Annotated in this window: 18 protein-coding genes; 12 read left to right on the plus strand and 6 right to left on the minus strand. The window is 46.0% G+C overall.

Annotation, left to right across the window (positions count from 1 at the left end; genetic code table 11):
* The first annotated feature begins 155 nt into the window (after window positions 1-155).
* The 11 genes from MSG38_RS22260 (at window position 156) to MSG38_RS22310 (ending at window position 10468) form a co-directional block, all read left to right on the plus strand.
* A complete protein-coding gene (locus MSG38_RS22260) occupies window positions 156-545 on the plus strand; it encodes a F0F1 ATP synthase subunit I (RefSeq protein WP_017058798.1) in 390 nt (129 codons plus the stop codon).
* An 8-nt stretch (window positions 546-553) separates the two neighbouring features.
* Window positions 554-1351, plus strand: coding sequence for a F0F1 ATP synthase subunit A (gene atpB / locus MSG38_RS22265; RefSeq protein ID WP_017632650.1), 798 nt, complete (start codon window positions 554-556; stop codon window positions 1349-1351).
* Window positions 1352-1402: 51 nt separating this feature from the next.
* Window positions 1403-1660 (plus strand): F0F1 ATP synthase subunit C, encoded by a 258-nt coding sequence (gene atpE / locus MSG38_RS22270; RefSeq protein WP_004411110.1) that lies wholly within the window; start codon window positions 1403-1405, stop codon window positions 1658-1660.
* A 58-nt stretch (window positions 1661-1718) separates the two neighbouring features.
* On the plus strand, window positions 1719-2189 hold the full coding sequence (gene atpF / locus MSG38_RS22275; RefSeq protein WP_010433231.1) for a F0F1 ATP synthase subunit B: 471 nt from the start codon (window positions 1719-1721) through the stop codon (window positions 2187-2189).
* A gap of 15 nt (window positions 2190-2204) precedes the next feature.
* Window positions 2205-2738 carry a F0F1 ATP synthase subunit delta gene (gene atpH, locus MSG38_RS22280; protein ID WP_009848122.1) on the plus strand — a complete coding sequence of 178 codons (534 nt, stop codon included), beginning with the start codon at window positions 2205-2207 and terminating at the stop codon, window positions 2736-2738.
* A gap of 13 nt (window positions 2739-2751) precedes the next feature.
* Window positions 2752-4293 (plus strand): F0F1 ATP synthase subunit alpha, encoded by a 1542-nt coding sequence (gene atpA, locus MSG38_RS22285; protein ID WP_010433235.1) that lies wholly within the window; start codon window positions 2752-2754, stop codon window positions 4291-4293.
* 48 nt (window positions 4294-4341) lie between these two features.
* Entirely contained in the window at window positions 4342-5208 is an 867-nt protein-coding gene (atpG, locus tag MSG38_RS22290; RefSeq protein ID WP_016794171.1) for a F0F1 ATP synthase subunit gamma, read from the plus strand.
* A 34-nt stretch (window positions 5209-5242) separates the two neighbouring features.
* Window positions 5243-6646: a F0F1 ATP synthase subunit beta gene (gene atpD, locus MSG38_RS22295; RefSeq protein WP_048610850.1), complete on the plus strand. Its 1404-nt coding sequence runs from the start codon at window positions 5243-5245 to the stop codon at window positions 6644-6646.
* Between the two features lie 18 nt (window positions 6647-6664).
* Window positions 6665-7087 carry a F0F1 ATP synthase subunit epsilon gene (locus tag MSG38_RS22300; RefSeq protein ID WP_004735742.1) on the plus strand — a complete coding sequence of 141 codons (423 nt, stop codon included), beginning with the start codon at window positions 6665-6667 and terminating at the stop codon, window positions 7085-7087.
* A 182-nt stretch (window positions 7088-7269) separates the two neighbouring features.
* On the plus strand, window positions 7270-8628 hold the full coding sequence (gene glmU / locus MSG38_RS22305; RefSeq protein WP_048610853.1) for a bifunctional UDP-N-acetylglucosamine diphosphorylase/glucosamine-1-phosphate N-acetyltransferase GlmU: 1359 nt from the start codon (window positions 7270-7272) through the stop codon (window positions 8626-8628).
* 220 nt (window positions 8629-8848) lie between these two features.
* The gene (locus MSG38_RS22310; RefSeq protein WP_248402634.1) at window positions 8849-10468 is read left to right on the plus strand and encodes a sensor domain-containing diguanylate cyclase; all 1620 of its coding nucleotides are present in this window, start codon (window positions 8849-8851) and stop codon (window positions 10466-10468) included.
* Window positions 10469-10539: 71 nt separating this feature from the next.
* Here MSG38_RS22310 and punC read toward each other — a convergent pair whose 3' ends face one another.
* Window positions 10540-11751 (minus strand): purine nucleoside transporter PunC, encoded by a 1212-nt coding sequence (punC, locus tag MSG38_RS22315; protein ID WP_017063021.1) that lies wholly within the window; start codon window positions 11749-11751, stop codon window positions 10540-10542.
* 163 nt (window positions 11752-11914) lie between these two features.
* Here punC and punR point away from each other — a divergent pair, with 163 nt between their 5' ends.
* Window positions 11915-12829, plus strand: a complete 915-nt coding sequence (gene punR, locus MSG38_RS22320; RefSeq protein WP_248402635.1) for a DNA-binding transcriptional activator PunR — start codon at window positions 11915-11917, stop codon at window positions 12827-12829.
* A 99-nt stretch (window positions 12830-12928) separates the two neighbouring features.
* Here the strand turns inward: punR and ilvA are convergent, their stop codons facing one another.
* Genes ilvA through ilvG form a run of 5 tightly spaced genes read right to left on the minus strand, consistent with a single transcriptional unit; the run spans window position 12929 to window position 19264 of the window.
* Complete coding sequence (gene ilvA, locus MSG38_RS22325) at window positions 12929-14473, minus strand: threonine ammonia-lyase, biosynthetic (RefSeq protein ID WP_048611225.1); 1545 nt, start codon at window positions 14471-14473, stop codon at window positions 12929-12931.
* Window positions 14474-14475: 2 nt separating this feature from the next.
* Window positions 14476-16317, minus strand: coding sequence for a dihydroxy-acid dehydratase (ilvD, locus tag MSG38_RS22330; protein ID WP_048610861.1), 1842 nt, complete (start codon window positions 16315-16317; stop codon window positions 14476-14478).
* Between the two features lie 33 nt (window positions 16318-16350).
* Entirely contained in the window at window positions 16351-17319 is a 969-nt protein-coding gene (locus MSG38_RS22335) for a branched-chain amino acid transaminase (RefSeq protein WP_050642868.1), read from the minus strand.
* A 12-nt stretch (window positions 17320-17331) separates the two neighbouring features.
* Complete coding sequence (ilvM, locus tag MSG38_RS22340; RefSeq protein WP_017055442.1) at window positions 17332-17616, minus strand: acetolactate synthase 2 small subunit; 285 nt, start codon at window positions 17614-17616, stop codon at window positions 17332-17334.
* A gap of 1 nt (window position 17617) precedes the next feature.
* Window positions 17618-19264, minus strand: coding sequence for an acetolactate synthase 2 catalytic subunit (ilvG, locus tag MSG38_RS22345; protein WP_248402636.1), 1647 nt, complete (start codon window positions 19262-19264; stop codon window positions 17618-17620).
* Between the last annotated feature and the right edge of the window lie 175 nt (window positions 19265-19439).

A 19439-nucleotide genomic window follows, 5' to 3' on the forward strand; every position in this document is an offset into this window, starting at 1 on the left:
AGTAATTTCGTACAAAAGTTGTCGGTTTGTATGCAAAAATGTAAATGATTGCTGCGTTGTTATTGCAATCAATTTGGCTGAACGTATAATTTTCGCCAATTTCTCAGCACGCTTTTAAGCGAGTAGTAAAGAAGGCTTAAAAGAGGAACGAATACATGGTAGCGGCGTTAGCAAGACCAGGACGAGTGCTTGCAAAGCAAATGTTATTGATCGAGCTTAGCGCGGTTATATTAGTGGCGATAGGGTTAGGTTTAGCTGTTAATCCTGATTGGGGTTTTGCTGCATTAATCGGTGGCGGTATTTTTGTCATCGCAAATGCAGTTTTTTGTGTGTGTGCTTTCCTTTTTAGTGGAGCTCGCGCAACTAAGTTAGTTGCGGCGTCGTTCTATGCAGGCGAAGCGCTAAAAATCCTTATCACAGTTCTACTATTCTCTATTGTCTACATGTATATGCAGGTGGAATTAGTTCCCCTCAAACTGACCTATTTACTGGTTCTAGGTATTAATATCTTTGCGCCAGTGCTTTTCATTAACAATAAAAAATAGGATGAGTTATGGCTGCGCCAACAGCATCCGGATACATTGAGCACCACTTACAAAACCTTTCTTTAGCTAAGTTTGGTCTTGTAGAGGAGACAAGTTTCTGGAACGTACATATAGACAGTCTGTTTTTTTCGGTGTTGACAGGGATGTTATTCCTTTGGGTTTTTCGCTCAGTCGCAAAGAAAGCAACAGTAGGTGTACCTGGTAAGCTTCAGTGTTTTGTTGAAATGGTAGTGGAATTCGTTGGTGACAACGTTAAAGAAACTTTCCATGGCCGCAACCCTCTGATTGCCCCACTAGCACTGACTATATTCTGCTGGATTATATTAATGAACTTGATGGACTTAGTGCCTATCGATTTCTTACCATATCCTGCAGAGCATTGGCTAGGTATCCCTTACTTGAAAGTGGTTCCTACAGCTGATGTAAATATAACAATGGCAATGGCTTTAGGTGTTTTTGCTCTGATGATCTACTACAGCATCAAAGTGAAAGGTCTAGGCGGATTTGCTAAAGAATTGGCACTGCATCCATTTAATCACCCAATCATGATTCCATTTAACTTGGTACTTGAGGTAATTTCGTTATTAGCGAAGCCACTATCTCTAGGTATGCGTTTATTTGGTAATATGTTTGCGGGTGAGGTGGTGTTTATTCTTATCGCGGCAATGCTACCGTGGTACTTACAATGGGTAGGTGCACTACCTTGGGCTATCTTCCATATCTTGGTTATTTTGATTCAAGCGTTTGTTTTCATGATGTTGACAATCGTTTACTTATCAATGGCTCATGAAGATAGTGATCACTAAAAAAAATTTTTAAGCTTTATTCTAACTATTAATGTTAATCGGAGAACGTAAATGGAAACTGTACTAAGTTTTTCAGCAATCGCTGTTGCTATTATTGTTGGTCTTTGTGCCGTAGGTACTGCAATTGGTTTTGCTATTCTTGGTGGTAAATTCCTAGAAGGCGCTGCGCGTCAACCTGAAATGGCTCCAATGCTACAAGTTAAGATGTTCATCATCGCTGGTCTACTGGATGCTGTTCCAATGATCGGTATCGTAATCGCACTACTATTCACGTTTGCTAACCCATTTGTTGGTCAACTAGCAGGCTAATTAACTCTCAATAGTTAATTAAATTTTTGTAGTTGATTCTTAACGAGGGGTAGCTGTTGTGAATATGAACGCAACTCTGTTAGGTCAAGCAATTGCTTTTTCATTGTTTGTTTGGTTCTGCATGAAATATGTATGGCCACCAATCATGCAAGCAATTGAAGAACGTCAGAAAAAAATTGCTGACGGTCTAGTAGCCGCTGAACGCGCTGCTAAAGACTTGAACCTGGCACAAGCCAACGCTTCTGAGCAAATGAAAGAAGCAAAGCGCACTGCAACTGAGGTTATTGATCAGGCAAACAAACGTAAAGCTCAAATTATTGATGAAGCACGCGAAGAAGCTCAGGCAGAACGCCAGAAAATCTTAGCGCAAGCTGAAGCAGAAATTGAAGCAGAGCGTACACGTGCCCGTGATGACCTGCGCAAACAAGTCGCAACTCTGGCTATAGCTGGTGCTGAGAAAATCCTTGAGCGTACAATCGATAAAGATGTACACGATGATCTTCTTAACAACATTACTGCAAAACTTTAAAGCAAGGGGCTGTATATGTCTGATTTGACTACAATCGCACGCCCCTATGCTAAAGCAGCGTTTGACTTTGCGGTAGATAAAGGTGAGCTAGACCAATGGGGTCAGATGCTTACTTTTGCTGCCGAAGTGGCACAAAATGATGATGTTCATAATTTATTAAGCGGTTCTATGACTGCTGAAAAATTAGCTGAAGTATTCATTGTAATTTGTGGCGAACAATTTGATGAATTCGGTCAGAACTTAATTAAAGTGATGGCAGAGAATGGCCGCTTAATGGCTTTTCCTGATGTTTGTAAAGAGTTCTTTATACTCAAAAAAGAGTATGAGAAAGAGATCGACGTTGAAGTAACTTCAGCGGTAGAACTTTCTGAAGAACAACGCGCAGAGATCAGCAGCAAATTGGAACAGCGCTTAGCGCGCAAAGTTCAGCTGAATTGCAGTATAGATGAGACTCTACTTAGTGGAGTTATTATTCGAGCCGGAGACCTAGTCATCGATAACTCAGCGCGCAGTCGTTTAGACCGCCTGAGCGATGCATTGCAGTCTTAATGGGGATTGGAGCATGCAACTTAATTCCACTGAAATTAGCGATCTAATTAAACAACGTATTGAATCTTTCGACGTTGTTAGTGAAGCTCGCAATGAAGGTACTATCGTTTCTGTAAGCGATGGCATCCTTAGCATCCACGGCCTAGCGGACGTGATGCAAGGTGAAATGATCGAACTACCGGGTGGCCGTTACGCTCTAGCACTAAACTTGAACCGTGATTCGGTTGGTGCTGTTGTAATGGGCCCGTATGCTGACCTACAGGAAGGCATGAAAGTTACAGGTACTGGTCGTATTCTAGAAGTACCAGTAGGTCCTGAAATGCTTGGTCGTGTTGTAAACACGCTAGGTGAGCCAATTGATGGTAAAGGTCCAATCGAAGCTAAATTGACTTCGCCTGTAGAAATTATCGCACCAGGTGTAATCGACCGTAAATCGGTAGATCAACCTGTTCAAACTGGTTACAAGTCTGTTGACTCAATGATCCCTATCGGTCGTGGTCAACGTGAACTAGTAATCGGTGACCGTCAGACTGGTAAAACAGCAATGGCGATCGATGCGATTATTAACCAAAAAGATTCTGGTATTTTCTCTATCTACGTAGCTATCGGCCAAAAAGCGTCGACTATTGCTAACGTAGTTCGCAAACTAGAAGAGCACGGCGCACTAGCAAACACTGTTGTTGTTGTTGCATCTGCATCTGAATCTGCAGCGCTGCAATACCTTGCACCGTATGCTGGTTGTGCGATGGGCGAATACTTCCGTGATCGCGGTGAAGATGCACTGATTGTTTATGATGATCTATCTAAGCAAGCTGTAGCTTACCGTCAAATCTCGCTACTACTTAAGCGTCCACCAGGTCGTGAAGCGTTCCCAGGTGATGTTTTCTACCTTCACTCTCGTCTACTAGAGCGTGCTGCTCGTGTAAGCGAAGCATACGTAGAAAAATTCACTAACGGTGAAGTGACAGGCAAGACTGGTTCTTTAACTGCTCTACCTATCATCGAAACGCAAGCTGGTGACGTATCTGCATTCGTACCAACGAACGTAATCTCGATTACTGATGGTCAGATCTTCCTACAAACTGAGCTATTCAACGCGGGCGTACGTCCAGCTGTTGACCCAGGTATCTCAGTTTCTCGTGTAGGTGGTTCGGCGCAGACTAAAATCATCAAGAAGCTATCTGGCGGTATCCGTACTGCTCTAGCTCAATACCGTGAACTTGCAGCATTTGCTCAGTTCTCTTCGGATCTTGATGAAGCGACTAAGAAGCAGCTAGACCACGGTCAAAAAGTTACAGAACTGATGAAGCAGAAGCAATACGCTCCTATGTCTGTATTTGACCAAGCTCTAGTAATCTTCGCTGCAGAGCGTGGATACCTTCAAGACGTTGAACTTTCTAAAGTTCTAGACTTTGAAGCTGCTTTACTGTCGTTTGCTCGTGGTCAATATGCCGATCTAGCAACACAGATCGACACAACGGGTGCTTTCAATAAAGAAATCGAAGCTGAGCTGAAGAAGCTTGTTGACGATTTCAAGGCAACCCAGACCTGGTAATTGGTAGGTGGTCTTAGGGCCACCTCATACCATTAACGGAGAGTAACGATGGCCGGCGCAAAAGAGATACGTAATAAAATCGGTAGTGTTAAAAGCACACAGAAGATTACGAAAGCAATGGAAATGGTAGCAGCTTCAAAAATGCGTCGTTCTCAAGACGCAATGGAAGCTACTCGTCCATATGCAGAAACAATGCGTAAAGTGATCGGTCATTTGGCTAATGGTAGCCTCGAGTATAAGCATCCTTATCTTGAGGAACGTGAAGCCAAACGTGTTGGTTACATCATCGTTTCTACAGACCGTGGTCTTTGTGGTGGTTTGAACATTAACTTGTTCAAAAAAGCCATGAACGACATGAAAGATTGGTCTGAGAAAGGTGCTGACGTTGAACTTGCAATTGTAGGTTCAAAAGCGACAGCATTTTTCAACAACAGCGGCGCGAAAGTAGCAGCTCAAGTTTCTGGTCTGGGCGATCGTCCAAGCCTTGAAGATTTGATTGGCTCTGTAAGCGTTATGCTGAAGAAATATGATGAAGGCGAATTAGATCGCCTGTTTGTAGTGTTCAACAAGTTTGAAAACACTATGGTTCAAGAACCAACGATCGATCAATTACTTCCTTTGCCTAAATCAGACAGCGAAGAAATGAAACGCAGTCATTCTTGGGACTACATTTATGAGCCCGAGCCAAAACCACTACTAGATGCACTATTGGTTCGATACGTCGAATCTCAAGTGTACCAAGGTGTGGTTGAGAACCTTGCTTGTGAGCAAGCGGCTCGAATGATTGCAATGAAATCAGCAACAGATAACGCTGGTGACATTATTGATGACTTAGAACTTGTGTATAACAAAGCGCGTCAAGCGGCGATTACACAAGAACTTTCTGAGATCGTTTCAGGCGCAGCTGCGGTTTAAGCTTAGGTAAAACTAAATAGTTAGAGGATTAACGATGGCTACAGGTAAGATCGTACAGATCATCGGTGCGGTAGTCGACGTAGAGTTCCCACAGGGTGAAGTACCTCGTGTATACGACGCTCTGAATGTTAATGAAGTACAAGAACGTCTAGTTCTTGAAGTTCAGCAACAACTTGGCGGTGGCGTAGTTCGCGCAATCGTAATGGGTAGCTCTGATGGTTTACGTCGTGGTTTGACAGTTGAAAATACTGGCGCTCCAATCTCAGTACCAGTTGGTACTAAGACATTGGGTCGTATCATGAACGTCCTAGGTGACGCGATTGATGAGTGTGGCGAGATTGGTGCTGAAGAGCATTACGCCATTCACCGTGAAGCTCCAAGCTACGAAGAGCAGTCTAACGAGACAGCTCTTCTAGAAACTGGTGTTAAAGTAATCGACTTGATTTGTCCATTCGCTAAGGGTGGTAAAATCGGTCTATTCGGTGGTGCTGGTGTAGGTAAGACCGTTAACATGATGGAACTTATCAACAACATCGCACTTCAACACTCAGGCCTATCTGTATTTGCAGGTGTAGGTGAGCGTACTCGTGAAGGTAACGATTTCTACTTTGAGATGCAGGAAGCAGGTGTTGTAAACATCGAAAAACCTGAAGAATCAAAAGTAGCGATGGTTTACGGTCAGATGAACGAGCCACCAGGTAACCGTCTACGTGTTGCACTGACTGGTCTAACAATGGCAGAGCGCTTCCGTGACGAAGGTCGTGACGTTCTACTGTTCGTTGATAACATCTACCGTTACACACTAGCAGGTACTGAAGTATCAGCACTTCTAGGTCGTATGCCTTCAGCGGTAGGTTACCAACCTACACTAGCTGAAGAAATGGGTGTTCTACAAGAGCGTATCACGTCAACTAAATCTGGTTCTATCACGTCTGTACAGGCGGTATACGTACCAGCGGATGACTTGACTGACCCGTCTCCAGCAACAACGTTCGCTCACTTGGATGCAACGGTTGTACTTAACCGTAACATCGCATCTATGGGTCTATACCCAGCGATCGACCCGCTAGATTCTACTTCACGTCAACTGGATCCATTGGTAGTTGGACAAGAGCACTACGACATCGCTCGTGGCGTTCAGTCTACTCTTCAGCGCTATAAAGAGCTGAAAGATATCATTGCTATCCTAGGTATGGACGAGCTATCTGAAGAAGATAAGCAAGTTGTATCTCGTGCTCGTAAGATTGAGAAGTTCCTAACTCAGCCTTACCACGTAGCGGAAGTATTTACAGGTGACCCAGGCGTTTACGTACCTCTTAAAGAGACTCTACGTGGCTTCCAAGGTCTTCTATCTGGTGAATACGATGACATTCCAGAGCAAGCGTTCATGTACTGTGGTGCAATTGACGAAGCTATCGAGAATGCTAAGAAGCTATAAGGCTAACTAGGAGGCGATATGGCAGCAATAACCTTTCACCTAGACGTTGTAAGTGCAGAGAAACAAATTTTCTCAGGCCTTGTTGAGACGTTTCAGGTGACCGGTAGTGAGGGTGAGCTTGGTATTTTCCATGGTCATACTCCACTGCTGACCGCTATCAAGCCTGGTATGGTGCGTATTGTTAAGCAGCACGGCCACGAAGAAATCATTTATGTTTCTGGTGGTATGGTAGAAGTTCAGCCTGGTACAGCGACTGTACTGGCTGATACAGCTATCCGTGGTGAAGAGCTAGACGCAGCAAAGGCGGAAGAAGCTAAACGCAAGGCTGTGGAGAATATCCAAAATCAGCATGGCGACATAGACTTCGCACAAGCGGCCGGTGAACTGGCTAAAGCCATTGCTCAGTTACGAGTTATCGAACTGACAAAACAGCGTCGTTAATCTTTTTAAGATTATAGACTCTGAGATAAAGGCGACCTAAGGGTCGCCTTTTTGCATTTTTAGATTCTCAAAAATGCTTCTTTTACGTATCACTACTGGTTAAATGGTTATTGCGATTTAATTTTTTGGCCAAAAACGGTTAGAATATCGGCTTAATAAAAATAACGTTGGATAGGTTTACAATGAAGTTTAGCGCGGTAATTCTCGCGGCGGGCAAAGGCACTCGCATGTATTCAAACACACCAAAGGTTCTGCACACACTTGCGGGTAAGCCAATGGTGAAGCATGTTATCGATACATGTAATGGTCTAGGCGCTCAAAACATCAACCTGGTTTACGGCCACGGTGGTGATCAGATGAAGGCTACTCTAGCTGAAGAATCTGTAAACTGGGCACTGCAAGCTGAGCAGCTCGGCACAGGCCACGCTGTGGATCAAGCATCTGCACATTTCGCTGATGATGAAAAAGTATTGGTGCTATATGGTGATGTTCCACTGATCTCACCTGAAACCATTGAAAACCTATTAGACGCTCAACCAAACGGTGGCATCGCGCTACTTACTGTCGTGTTAGACAACCCAATGGGCTACGGACGTATTATTCGTCGTAATGGTCCTGTTGTGGCTATCGTTGAACAGAAAGATGCAACGGATGAGCAGAAGCTTATCAAAGAGATCAACACTGGCGTTATGGTGGCGACTGGTGGCGATCTGAAGCGCTGGTTGTCTGGCCTAAGTAACGACAACGCACAGGGTGAATACTACCTGACTGACGTTATCGCAGCGGCTCACGACGAAGGTCGTGCAGTTGAAGCGGTACACCCAGTAAGCCCAATTGAAGTGGAAGGCGTAAACGACCGCTCTCAACTGGCTCGTCTAGAGCGCGCTTACCAAGCTGAGCAAGCAGACAAGTTATTGAAGCAAGGCGTAATGCTGCGCGACCCAAGCCGCTTTGATCTACGTGGTGAACTGCAGTGCGGTATGGACGTTGAGATTGACACTAACGTTATCATCGAAGGCAGCGTAAGCATTGGCGACAACGTGATTATCGGCACTGGTTGTGTATTGAAAGACTGCGAGATTGATGACAACACCATCGTTCGCCCATACAGCGTGATCGAAGGTGCAACGGTCGGTGAAGACTGTACGGTTGGTCCTTTCACTCGTCTACGTCCTGGTGCTGATATGCGTAATAACTCGCACGTTGGTAACTTTGTCGAAGTGAAGAACACTCGCCTTGGTGAAGGTTCTAAAGCGAACCACTTAACGTATCTAGGCGATGCTGAAATTGGTCAGCGCGTAAACGTGGGTGCGGGTGCAATTACTTGTAACTACGATGGTGCGAATAAGTTCAAGACCATCATTGGCGACGACGTATTCGTTGGTTCAGATAGTCAATTAATAGCGCCTGTTACTATTGGTAATGGTGCTACCGTTGGTGCTGGCTCTACAGTGACACGCGATGTTTCTGAAAATGAGCTGGTTATCAGCCGTGCGAAAGAACGTAAGATTGCTGATTGGAAGCGTCCAACTAAGAAATAATCTCTAACGTTCAAAAGATATTCTTACGAAAGCCAGTAGCATCGCTACTGGCTTTTTTGTATCGGTCACTCACTGCTAACAAAATAATCAATTTGGCAATTGTATTTTTTTAATAGATTGTTAATATTCGGGCAGTGGTTCGGTATAAATGGGTTGATGTACGGTGATATTGGTTGAAAAGAAATGGCAAACATTGCCGATCATTATTTTGTCTTTTTCAATGTTAATAGGTCTCTATGGCTTTTATGTAACGTTGGAAAAGCTGGTTGTTGAGAATGAGCGTGATCATCTTGTCTCTTTGATGTCAGACGTTATCTATGAAATTCGTGAAGATAGCGAGTTATTTACGGCTGATATGGATGTCGATGATTACATCGGAGACTTAACGCAAGCCAACACTCGACTCCGAATCCAAGTGATCAGTCCCGATGGTGTCGTGATTGGTGATACGGATCTTTCAGACCATGCACTAGCTAGAGTTGAAAATCACGGTAACCGCCCCGAATTCAAGCAAGCCCTTCAACAAGGTACTGGCAGTGATGTCCGTTTTAGTACCGTTACCTCCATCGACCGAATCTACTATTCAATGAAAGAGAGCATAAACGGGCAAGACTTCGTTATCGTGATCTCTTCGCCAATGCATCAACTGAAACAGATGAACTTCCAATTGATGGGGATTCTGGTTGGTATGGTGTTGCTGAGTTTGAGCTTCTTGATTGGTACCTCTTACGTGAGCAATCGCCAAATTGTTCATCGAGTGGAAGAAGAACAGAAGAAGCAAGATGAGCGTATTCGCCAACGAACCCATGAAATTGAGTTAATGCACCGCCTCGCGAATATGCTGGCAGCGTGTAACAACATGGTCGAAGCCCAACAGATCGTGTCGGATATCTTACCGAGAATTCTTGGTAACGTGAACGGCAGTGTTTCTTTGATGCGTGCATCGCGTAATCAGTTGATCACTCAGCTCGATTGGGGAGAGACTTGGCCGGGAAGCGCGAGCTTTGCTCCTGAAGAGTGCTGGTCACTGCGTAAGGGGCGTGCACACCAATCAAATGACGATTTCCACTCGTTAACCTGTGGTCACATGCATGAGATGGAAAACAACCAAACCCTGTGTATTCCGTTGACGGCACACGGCAACACCATCGGCATCATGCACCTTTATTTCGGCGTTGGTGATATCAAGATAGATCCCATTACTGAACAATTGGCGTTCAGCGTTTCCGAGCACTTAGGTTTAGCATTGGCTAACCTGAGCCTGCAAGAGAAGCTTCGCTCACAAGCATTGAGCGATCCGCTGACTGGCTTATTCAACCGTCGTTTCTTCGAACAAAAACTGGAAGAGCACTCGATGAATTCGGCCACCAGCGAACAGCCATTATCGCTATTGATGCTCGATTTGGATCACTTCAAACGCTTCAATGACAACTTTGGCCATGATGCGGGTGACTTCGTATTGAAAGAGATTAGTGCGCTACTCAAACAGAGTGTCAGCGAAGACGAGATTGCTTGCCGACTCGGTGGTGAGGAGTTAGCGGTACTGCTTCCACATTATTCAATGCAGGAAGCGACGGAGTTTGGTCAAACCTTGTGTGATGCTGTGCGTTCGATGCATCTTGAACATAAAGGTCTGTCATTAGGTCAGTTGGGTGTTTCGATAGGTGTCGCCACGTATCCTAAGCCAGCGTCTGATACCGAGTCTCTGGTTAAGATGGCCGATAGTGCTTTGTATATGGCGAAAGATATGGGCCGCAGCCGAGTGGTTAACTATGATGAATATAGCCGCCATAAAGCGCCAGCGTTAGAAATTGTCGACGGTGACGTTGCTGCAAAATAAGTAGAAGTGAAATTTAGATATAAAAAAAGAGCGAGTAATCTCGCTCTTTTTTGTTTTCGTTAACTTAGAAACTAGTCTTGTTTCTCGTCAGCGACCACTCGAGAGTTATCAGGTGTCGCGAAGTGTTCAGAAAGCTCTTTGTTCGAAACAATATAACCAACCCACAATGCACCCAAACAGATTACAACCGCGATACCTGTCGCGCTTAGTGCTTGGCTAGCCATTGCTGCGACCAATGCACTTGATAGGCCACTGATACTGATTTGCAGGCTGTTTTGTAGACCAGCAGCTGTCGCAGGGCTCTGTTTAGCGCTTGATAGAGCACGGTTTACTACGATTGGGTAAAGAGCACCGTTTGCGACAGCAATCAAACAGAAAGGTGCTAGTAAAGGCCAGATTGACGTCAATTCCCATTGTGATGCAATAAAGATAAGCATCGCTGCTACGCTGAACAAACCGATAAGATTTCTTAGTACAACGCCATCGCCATATTTCTTCACAGCTTGCTTACCGAAGTAGCCACCCGCCATGAACGCGATTGTTTGTGGGATAAAGCTCAAACCGATATCTTTTGCTTCATAACCTAGCTGAGCCATGATCTCTGGCATACCCGTTAGGTAAGCGAAGAACGCTGCAGATGCTGATGCAAACATTAAAACATTACCCATGTAAGGCTTTGATTTAAGCAACATCTTGATGTCTGTCTTAATCGATGTCTGTTTTACTTCAGGCGCTTCTTTTGGTTGAGCCATTGTTGTCGCCACTAGCAGTGCACCCATCAAGGTTAATGTGATGAAGATGCTGTGCCAACCAAAGCTATCCGCCAGTAACACTCCTAGCTGAGGTGCTAGTGCAGGAGATAGCGCAACCAAAGGCATGATGGTTGCAAAAATTTGTTGGCTACTGCTTTGTGAGTAACGCTTGATAACCATTGCTTGCCAGATTACAGCTGGAGCACATACACCGATCGCTTGAATGAATCGTAGTGTCAGTAGGTGCCATACCTCGGTGCTGAATGCTAAGCCGAATGAAGCTGCAGTAAAGATAACAAGACCAACCGCCAGCGTATTACGGTGACCATACTTGTCACTCGCCAGACCCCAAAGAAGCTGACCCATTGCCATACCGCCAAGGAATACCGTTAAAGACAAAGCAATTTGCTCTGGGCCGGTTGCGAAATCAACTTCCATTGCCTTAAATGCAGGAAGGTACATATCGGTCGCAATAAAGCCAAGCATTGAAAGAACTGCAAGGTAGACCAATTGAAATTTAGAAATATTCATAAGATGCCATTAAGCTAAAGGTAGTGATGTTTTTATCATCAAAAAAATTGTTTGATATACAGAAGTAAAAGCCCCTGTTTATTTATGCTGACATTCTATTTTTCAGACCTGATAAAATAAAACGCTAAAATATGTGGTTATTAATCAAAAAATTTGAAGGCTTATGTTCTCTAAATCCTCTTTAGAAATGCTCGATACGGTTGCTCGCTTAGGCAGTTTTACTGCGGCGGCAGAACAATTGCACAAAGTACCATCGGCGATCAGCTACGGTGTTAGGCAGGTTGAGCAAGAACTGGATGTTCTACTTTTCAGACGTTTACCGAGAAAAGTAGAGCTGACACCGGCAGGTGAATTGTTCATTGAAGAGGCACGTGCGTTGTTGAGGCAGATGGAAGAGGTCAGTGCTCAGACTCGCCGAGCAGCGCGTGGTTGGAAGAAAACCTTGCGCCTAACGCTCGATAACGTAGTTAAGCTCGATAAGATGAAGCCGATGATTGAAGAGTTCTACCAAACCTTTGAGTTCGCAGAGCTTCAGATCAACATGGAGGTGTTTAATGGCTCTTGGGAGGCGATTGCACAGGGCAGAGCGGATATTGTGATTGGCGCAACCTCAGCGATACCGGTCGGTGGCGACTTTGAGGTTAAAGATATGGGACGCCTAGATTGGGCGTTTGTAATGTCGCCAAGTCACCCGTGTGTGCGAGAGCAAAACCTCAACGAAGAATTTGTTAGCCAGTATCCCGCGATATGTTTGGACGATACCTCTAGTGTGCTCCCCAAGCGACACACAGGCCACTACTCAAGTCAAAGACGCCTGTTGTTACCCAACTGGTATAGCGCCATAGAGTGTCTTAAGAATGGAGTCGGAGTGGGTTATATGCCAAGGCACATTGCCGCGCCAATTATCGAACAAGGCCTGCTGGTGGAGAAAATACTGCCTGAACCGAGTCCGCAGAGTCATTGTTGTTTGGTATGGCGAAAAGACGATAACCATAAACTGATCGAATGGATGGTGAAGTACCTAGGATCGAGTGAGAAACTTCACCAAGATTGGTTGGATCATCGCAAGGCGATCTAATGATCTCTTTATAAGAAGATCCTTTTCAAGCTTGAGCTGAATCAGCACCAATAAAAAGAGCGAGTAAATACTCGCTCTTTTTGATTCGGTCGTTAACTCTTATGACAAGAAGAACTTGTAGGAAGGGTTATCGGTTTCATCTTTACACTGGTAGCCAAGTTCTTCTAAGTGTGTTGAGAACTGAGCCAAGTCATCGTCATCAAGTTCAAAGCCACACAATACACGGCCGTAGTCGGCACCATGGTTACGGTAATTGAATAGGCTGATGTTCCAGTGGGTACCTAAGGTATCAAGGAATTTAATCAATGCACCTGGGTATTCTGGGAACTCAAAGCTGTATAGGCGTTCTTTCAGTGGCTTCGATGGTTTACCGCCAATCATGTAGCGAATGTGCAGTTTTGCCATCTCATCATCAGAGAGATCGACAACCGGGTAGCCGCCCTCACGTAGGTCATTGATGATGTGTTCGAGTTCTTCTTGGCCACCTTGCAGGCGTACACCAACGAAGATATTCGCGAGGCTTTCGTCGTTGTGGCGGTAGTTAAACTCAGTCACCGCTCGACCACCAATGATATTACAGAACTCTAGGAATGCCCCTTGTCGCTCTGGAATCGTCACCGCAAGTAGGCCTTCTCGCTTCTCACCCAGCTCACAACGTTCAGAGACATATCGCAGGCCGTGGAAGTTGGTGTTAGCACCAGACAGTACCGTTGCCAATTGCTTGTCTTGCAGTTGGTTCTGCTCAGCAAACTTCTTCAAGCCAGCCAGAGCAAGCGCTCCTGAAGGTTCAGCAATCGCACGAGTGTCTTCAAAGATGTCTTTCACAGCAGAGCAGATCTCATCGCTAGAGACTGCAATGTGACCGTCAATGTACTGTTGGCAAAGACGGAAGGTTTCTTCACCAATGCGTTTAACCGCAACACCATCAGCAAACATGCTGACCTGATCCAGTACTACAGGTTCACCAGCATCGAGAGCCGCTTTCAAGCACGACGAATCTTCTGGTTCTACTGCAATGACTTTAATCTCTGGCATCAGCTGTTTTACTAATACAGCAACACCCGCAGCTAAGCCACCACCGCCAACCGGCACAAAGATATAATCCATGTGACCGTTTTGCTGCAGCATCTCCATACCCATCGTACCTTGCCCTGCAATCACTAGTGGGTGATCGAAAGGAGGCACAAAGGTAAAGCCATGTTCAGCAGAAAGACGCTCGGCTTCTGCCTTGGCTTCATCAAAGTTGCTGCCGTGCAGAACCACGTTACCGCCAAATCCACGTACCGCATCAACCTTGATGTCTGGTGTGGTTTTTGGCATCACAATCGTGGTCTGAATTCCCAACTTAGAACCAGACAGCGCCATACCTTGAGCATGGTTACCCGCCGATGCAGCAATCACACCTGCGGCTTTTTGCTGCTCAGAAAGGCTTGATACCATGTTGTAGGCGCCGCGTAGCTTGAACGAGTGCACCGGCTGACGGTCTTCTCGTTTAAGCTGAACCTGATTACCAATGCGCGCGCTTAAACGCGGCATATCCTGTAGAGGTGTTACGATTGCCGCTTCGTAAACCGGCGCTCTCAGGATCTGACGCAGATAATCTGCGCCAGTTTGTTTCTGGGGACTGGAGGTGTCATCACTCATAGTTAGCCCTCAAGTTTAGACTTATCACGCACTGCGCCTTTGTCGGCACTGGTCGCCATGCTTGCGTAAGCCTTCAGTGCAAAAGACACTTCACGCTGACGGTTTTCTGGTTTCCAGCCTAGTGCATCTTGTTTAACTCGACGTGCTTCAAGCTCTGCTTCAGGCACATCAAGTGTGATTGAGCGGCTAGGGATGTCGATAGTGATAATATCGCCCGTGTTCACTAGACCAATCACACCGCCACTTGCTGCTTCTGGAGAAGCGTGGCCGATAGATAGACCTGATGTACCACCAGAGAAACGTCCGTCAGTTAGAAGAGCACAAGACTTACCTAGACCCATAGATTTTAGGTAAGTCGTTGGGTAGAGCATTTCTTGCATGCCCGGACCACCTTTGGGACCTTCGTAACGGATAACAACCACTTCGCCTGCTTTTACTTTACCCGCTAAGATGCCGTCTACTGCTGTGTCTTGGCTTTCGAATACGATTGCAGGGCCTTGGAATTTAAGGTTTTCTTCATCAACACCCGCGGTCTTAACTATACAACCATCAACCGCGATGTTACCCGAAAGCACCGCTAGGCCACCTTCTTGGCTGAATGCGTTCTCTTTGGTACGAATACAACCATCGACGCGGTCATCATCAAGGCGATCCCAACGACAATCTTGTGAGAAAGCTTTGGTAGTACGGATACCAGCAGGCCCAGCGCGGAAGAACTTAAGCACCGCTTCATCTTCTGTCTGCATGATGTCGTATTGAGCTAGTTGCTCTTGCATGCTTAGACCAAGCACGGTGCGAGTCTGGTTGTTCAGTAGGCCAGCACGATCAAGCTCACCTAGGATAGCCATTACGCCACCAGCGCGGTGAACGTCTTCCATGTGGTATTTAGGTGTTGAAGGAGCAACCTTACATAGGTGTGGAACGCGACGAGACATCTCGTCGATATCACCCATATCAAAATCAATCTCACCTTCTTGAGCTGCCGCTAAAAGGTGAAGTACTGTGTTGCTTGAACCACCCATCGCGATATCTAGCGCCATTGCATTATCAAAGGCTGCGCGGTTAGCAATGTTGCGTGGTAGTGCTGATTCGTCGTCTTGCTCGTAGTAACGCTTAGTTAGGTCAACGATACGTTTACCAGCATTGATGAACAACTCTTCACGGTCTGCGTGGGTGGCTAGCATAGAACCGTTACCTGGCTGAGATAGACCAAGCGCTTCTGTTAGACAGTTCATTGAGTTCGCTGTGAACATACCTGAACATGAACCACATGTCGGACATGCAGAACGCTCTACTTGCTCACTTTGCTCATCAGAAATGGTTGGATCAGCACCTTGGATCATTGCGTCAACAAGGTCTAGTTTGATGATTTGATCAGAAAGCTTGGTTTTACCCGCTTCCATTGGACCGCCAGATACAAAGATCACTGGGATGTTAAGACGCATTGCTGCCATCATCATTCCCGGAGTGATTTTGTCACAGTTAGAGATACACACCATCGCATCCGCACAGTGTGCATTGACCATGTATTCTACTGAATCCGCGATAAGCTCACGTGATGGCAGTGAGTACAGCATGCCGCCGTGACCCATTGCGATACCATCATCAACTGCGATGGTGTTGAATTCTTTAGCGATACCGCCCGCTTTCTCGATTTCACCCGCAACCAGTTGACCCATGTCTTTAAGGTGAACGTGGCCTGGTACGAATTGAGTGAACGAGTTTACAACTGCGATGATTGGCTTACCGAAGTCATCATCTTTAACGCCAGTTGCACGCCATAAAGCGCGCGCACCAGCCATGTTGCGTCCGTGGGTAGTCGTTGCTGAACGATAGATTGGCATTGCTTAAATCCTTATAAAATATTTGGCTGTTGCTTACTTAGCTGTTTGCGTTTGGTTTTCTGAAGTGTGGTCTGCTGGGTAAACATAATCTAACCAGCCCCACTTATCTTCAGTGGTTCCATTGAATAGACCAAAGTAAGCCGCTTGAACTTTTTCAGTGATAGGACCGCGTTTGCCTTCACCTACTGTAATTTTGTCTACGCTGCGAACCGGAACGATTTCCGCCGCTGTGCCTGTCATGAAGACCTCATCGGCAAGGTATAGCGCTTCACGAGCAATGTTCTCTTCACGGATCTCATAACCCATGTCTTTTGCTAGTGTCATGATCGAATCACGAGTGATACCCGGCAGAATTGCGCTGGTCGCTGGTGGCGTTGATAGCACGCCATTGCGTACCACAAAGATATTCTCACCTGCACCTTCAGAAAGGTAACCATCAACACTCAGTGCGATGCCTTCATCGTAACCATGACGGCGAGCTTCACCACCAACCAGTAGTGAAGATAGGTAGTTACCACCGGCTTTTGCTGCGGTTGGGATCGTGTTTGGAGCGGCACGGTTCCAGCTAGAAATCATCGCATCAACGCCATTTTCTAGCGCTTCTTCGCCTAGGTAAGACCCCCAAGGGAAAGCTGCGATGATCAGTTCCATCTCAGTGTTTTCTGGCGGGCAGACACCCAAACCAACGTTACCTACGAAACCTAGAGGGCGGATGTACGCTGACTCTAGCTTATTTTGGCGTAGCGTTTCGCGAGTCGCTTCCATAATTTCTTCCTCTGTATAAGGAATAGGGAAGCGGTAGATTTTTGCTGAGTCTTTTAGGCGCTTAGCATGTTCAGGGTGACGGAAGATAACCGGCCCTTTTGGTGTGTTGTAACAACGAACACCTTCAAACACAGAAGTACCGTAGTGCATTGCGTGAGTCAGGACGTGAACGTTCGCCTCTGCCCAAGGAACCATCTCACCGTTAAACCAAATATAGTCTGCTGTTTTAGCTGTCATGTTTGCGGTTCCTTATGCGTTTATCTTTTGTTGTAAGTTGTTGTTTGGCAGTTCATTACGGCTGATCGAGATAACGTCAACGGTACGCACATCCCACAGCTTTTCGATTTGGTTTACCAAGAAAGAGATCGGACGGTCACTGTCTACGATGATCTCAACACTCGCCACTTTGCTTTCGTGGTTTTGAGTGCCCGCAACTTGCTTAACAATGAAGCCACGGTGGCGGATAACACGAAGAACACGCTCTAGTAGTACAGGCTTATCATCGGCTTTGATGTCTAATAGGTATCTTTTCATGTTATGTGTTCTCCAACATCTCACTGTTTGAAGCACCTGGTGGTACTAGTGGCCATACGTTTTCTTCTTCATCGATAAGAACATGAAGTAGGTAAGCGGTTTTGCTCTCTAGCATCTCTTTCAATGCTGGTTCTACTTCTTCTTTACGAGTGATGGTTTTGCCCGGGATATCGAACGCTTTCGCGAGCATCACGAAATCAGGGTTGTCATCTAAGATGGTTTCACTGTGGCGGCCATCAAAGAACAGCGATTGCCATTGGCGAACCATGCCCAAACGAGAGTTATTAAGCAGTACCATCTTCACTGGGATCTGACGACGCTTCAATGTGCCAAGCTCTTGAATGTTCATCATGAACGAGCCGTCACCAGAGATAAGTATAGATTGGTCATCAGGACGCCCAACCGATGCACCCATTGCAGCTGGCAAGCCAAAGCCCATAGTGCCTAAACCGGCAGAGGTGATGAAATTCTGTGGATCGCGCGGCTGAATGTGCTGAGCTGCCCACATTTGGTGTTGGCCGACATCGGTCGAAATCATCGAGCTTGCTGGCATCATGTCTGACAGTTGCTTCAACAGCAGTGGAGCAAAAATCAGATCACCAGGGTGGTCGTAACGCCATTTGAATGAGCTACGAAGGCCTTCAGAGTGGTGAACCCAAGAGGAGATGTCTTGGTTTAGCTCTAGTTGAGGCATGATCTTGTTGATGTCACCGCGAATTGGCGCATTGGCAAGACGCAGTTTGCTGAACTCAGCGGCATCGATATCGATATGGATAACCTTAGCATGCGGCGCAAAGGTATCGAGTTTGCCTGTTACTCGGTCATCAAAACGAGCACCAACAACAATCAGTAGGTCACTCTCTTGAACCACAAGGTTAGCAGCTTTGGTGCCGTGCATACCCAGCATACCAAGGTAGTGTGGGTCATCACGTTCGATAGTCCCCAAACCTTTCAGTGTGCTTACTGCTGGCATTGGGTTAAGGCGTAAAAACTCACGAACCGCATCGGTTGCTTTAGCAAGTTGAACACCACCACCTACGTATAAAACAGGACGGGTTGCTTGAGACAAAAAGTACTGTGCCTGTTCAATGGCATCAGTTGTCGCAACAGGAATTGCGGGTGGAGTAAATTCAGGAAGAGTGTTAACAGGTGCTTCTGCTAGTTGAACATCTTTAGCGATATCGACGATAACCGGGCCAGGACGGCCAGACTTAGCTACCACAAACGCTTCAGCGAGCGTTGGAGCTAGATCTTCAATATCAGTCACTAGGTAGCTGTGTTTGGTACATGACAGAGACATACCAATCACATCCATTTCTTGGAATGCATCGGTACCAATGTGGGAACTCGCAACTTGACCAGTGATGGCAACCATTGGGATAGAGTCCATAAAGGCATCAGCAAGGCCAGTGACTAGGTTGGTAGCACCTGGGCCAGACGTTGCCATACAAACAGCGACATCTTGTGTTGCTCGAGCCATGCCGATCGCGGCCATAGCAGCGCCTTGCTCATGGCGACATAGGATATGTTCAACCCCGCCGTCATAGAGTGCATCGTAGATTGGCATGATGGCACCACCTGGGTAACCAAATACGGTCTCAATTCCTTGTTGCTTGAGTGCGGATACGACTAGTTCTGCGCCTTTCATCGGAATTCTCCCGTATTACCTTTATTTTGGTAACTGTTTCCTTTGTCTCTGCACATCTTGTGCTCCCATTCTTCCTGTAAATCGGCAAAGCCGAAAATGCTCAAAAATATAAAAATCGAATGTTTAAATTAGAAAAAACCCCCGGACTTGTCAGTGCGGGGGTTTTTTCTAATTC

It is taken from the genome of Vibrio sp. 1CM24A (genome assembly GCF_023161725.1).
GTDB lineage: Bacteria > Pseudomonadota > Gammaproteobacteria > Enterobacterales > Vibrionaceae > Vibrio > Vibrio coralliirubri.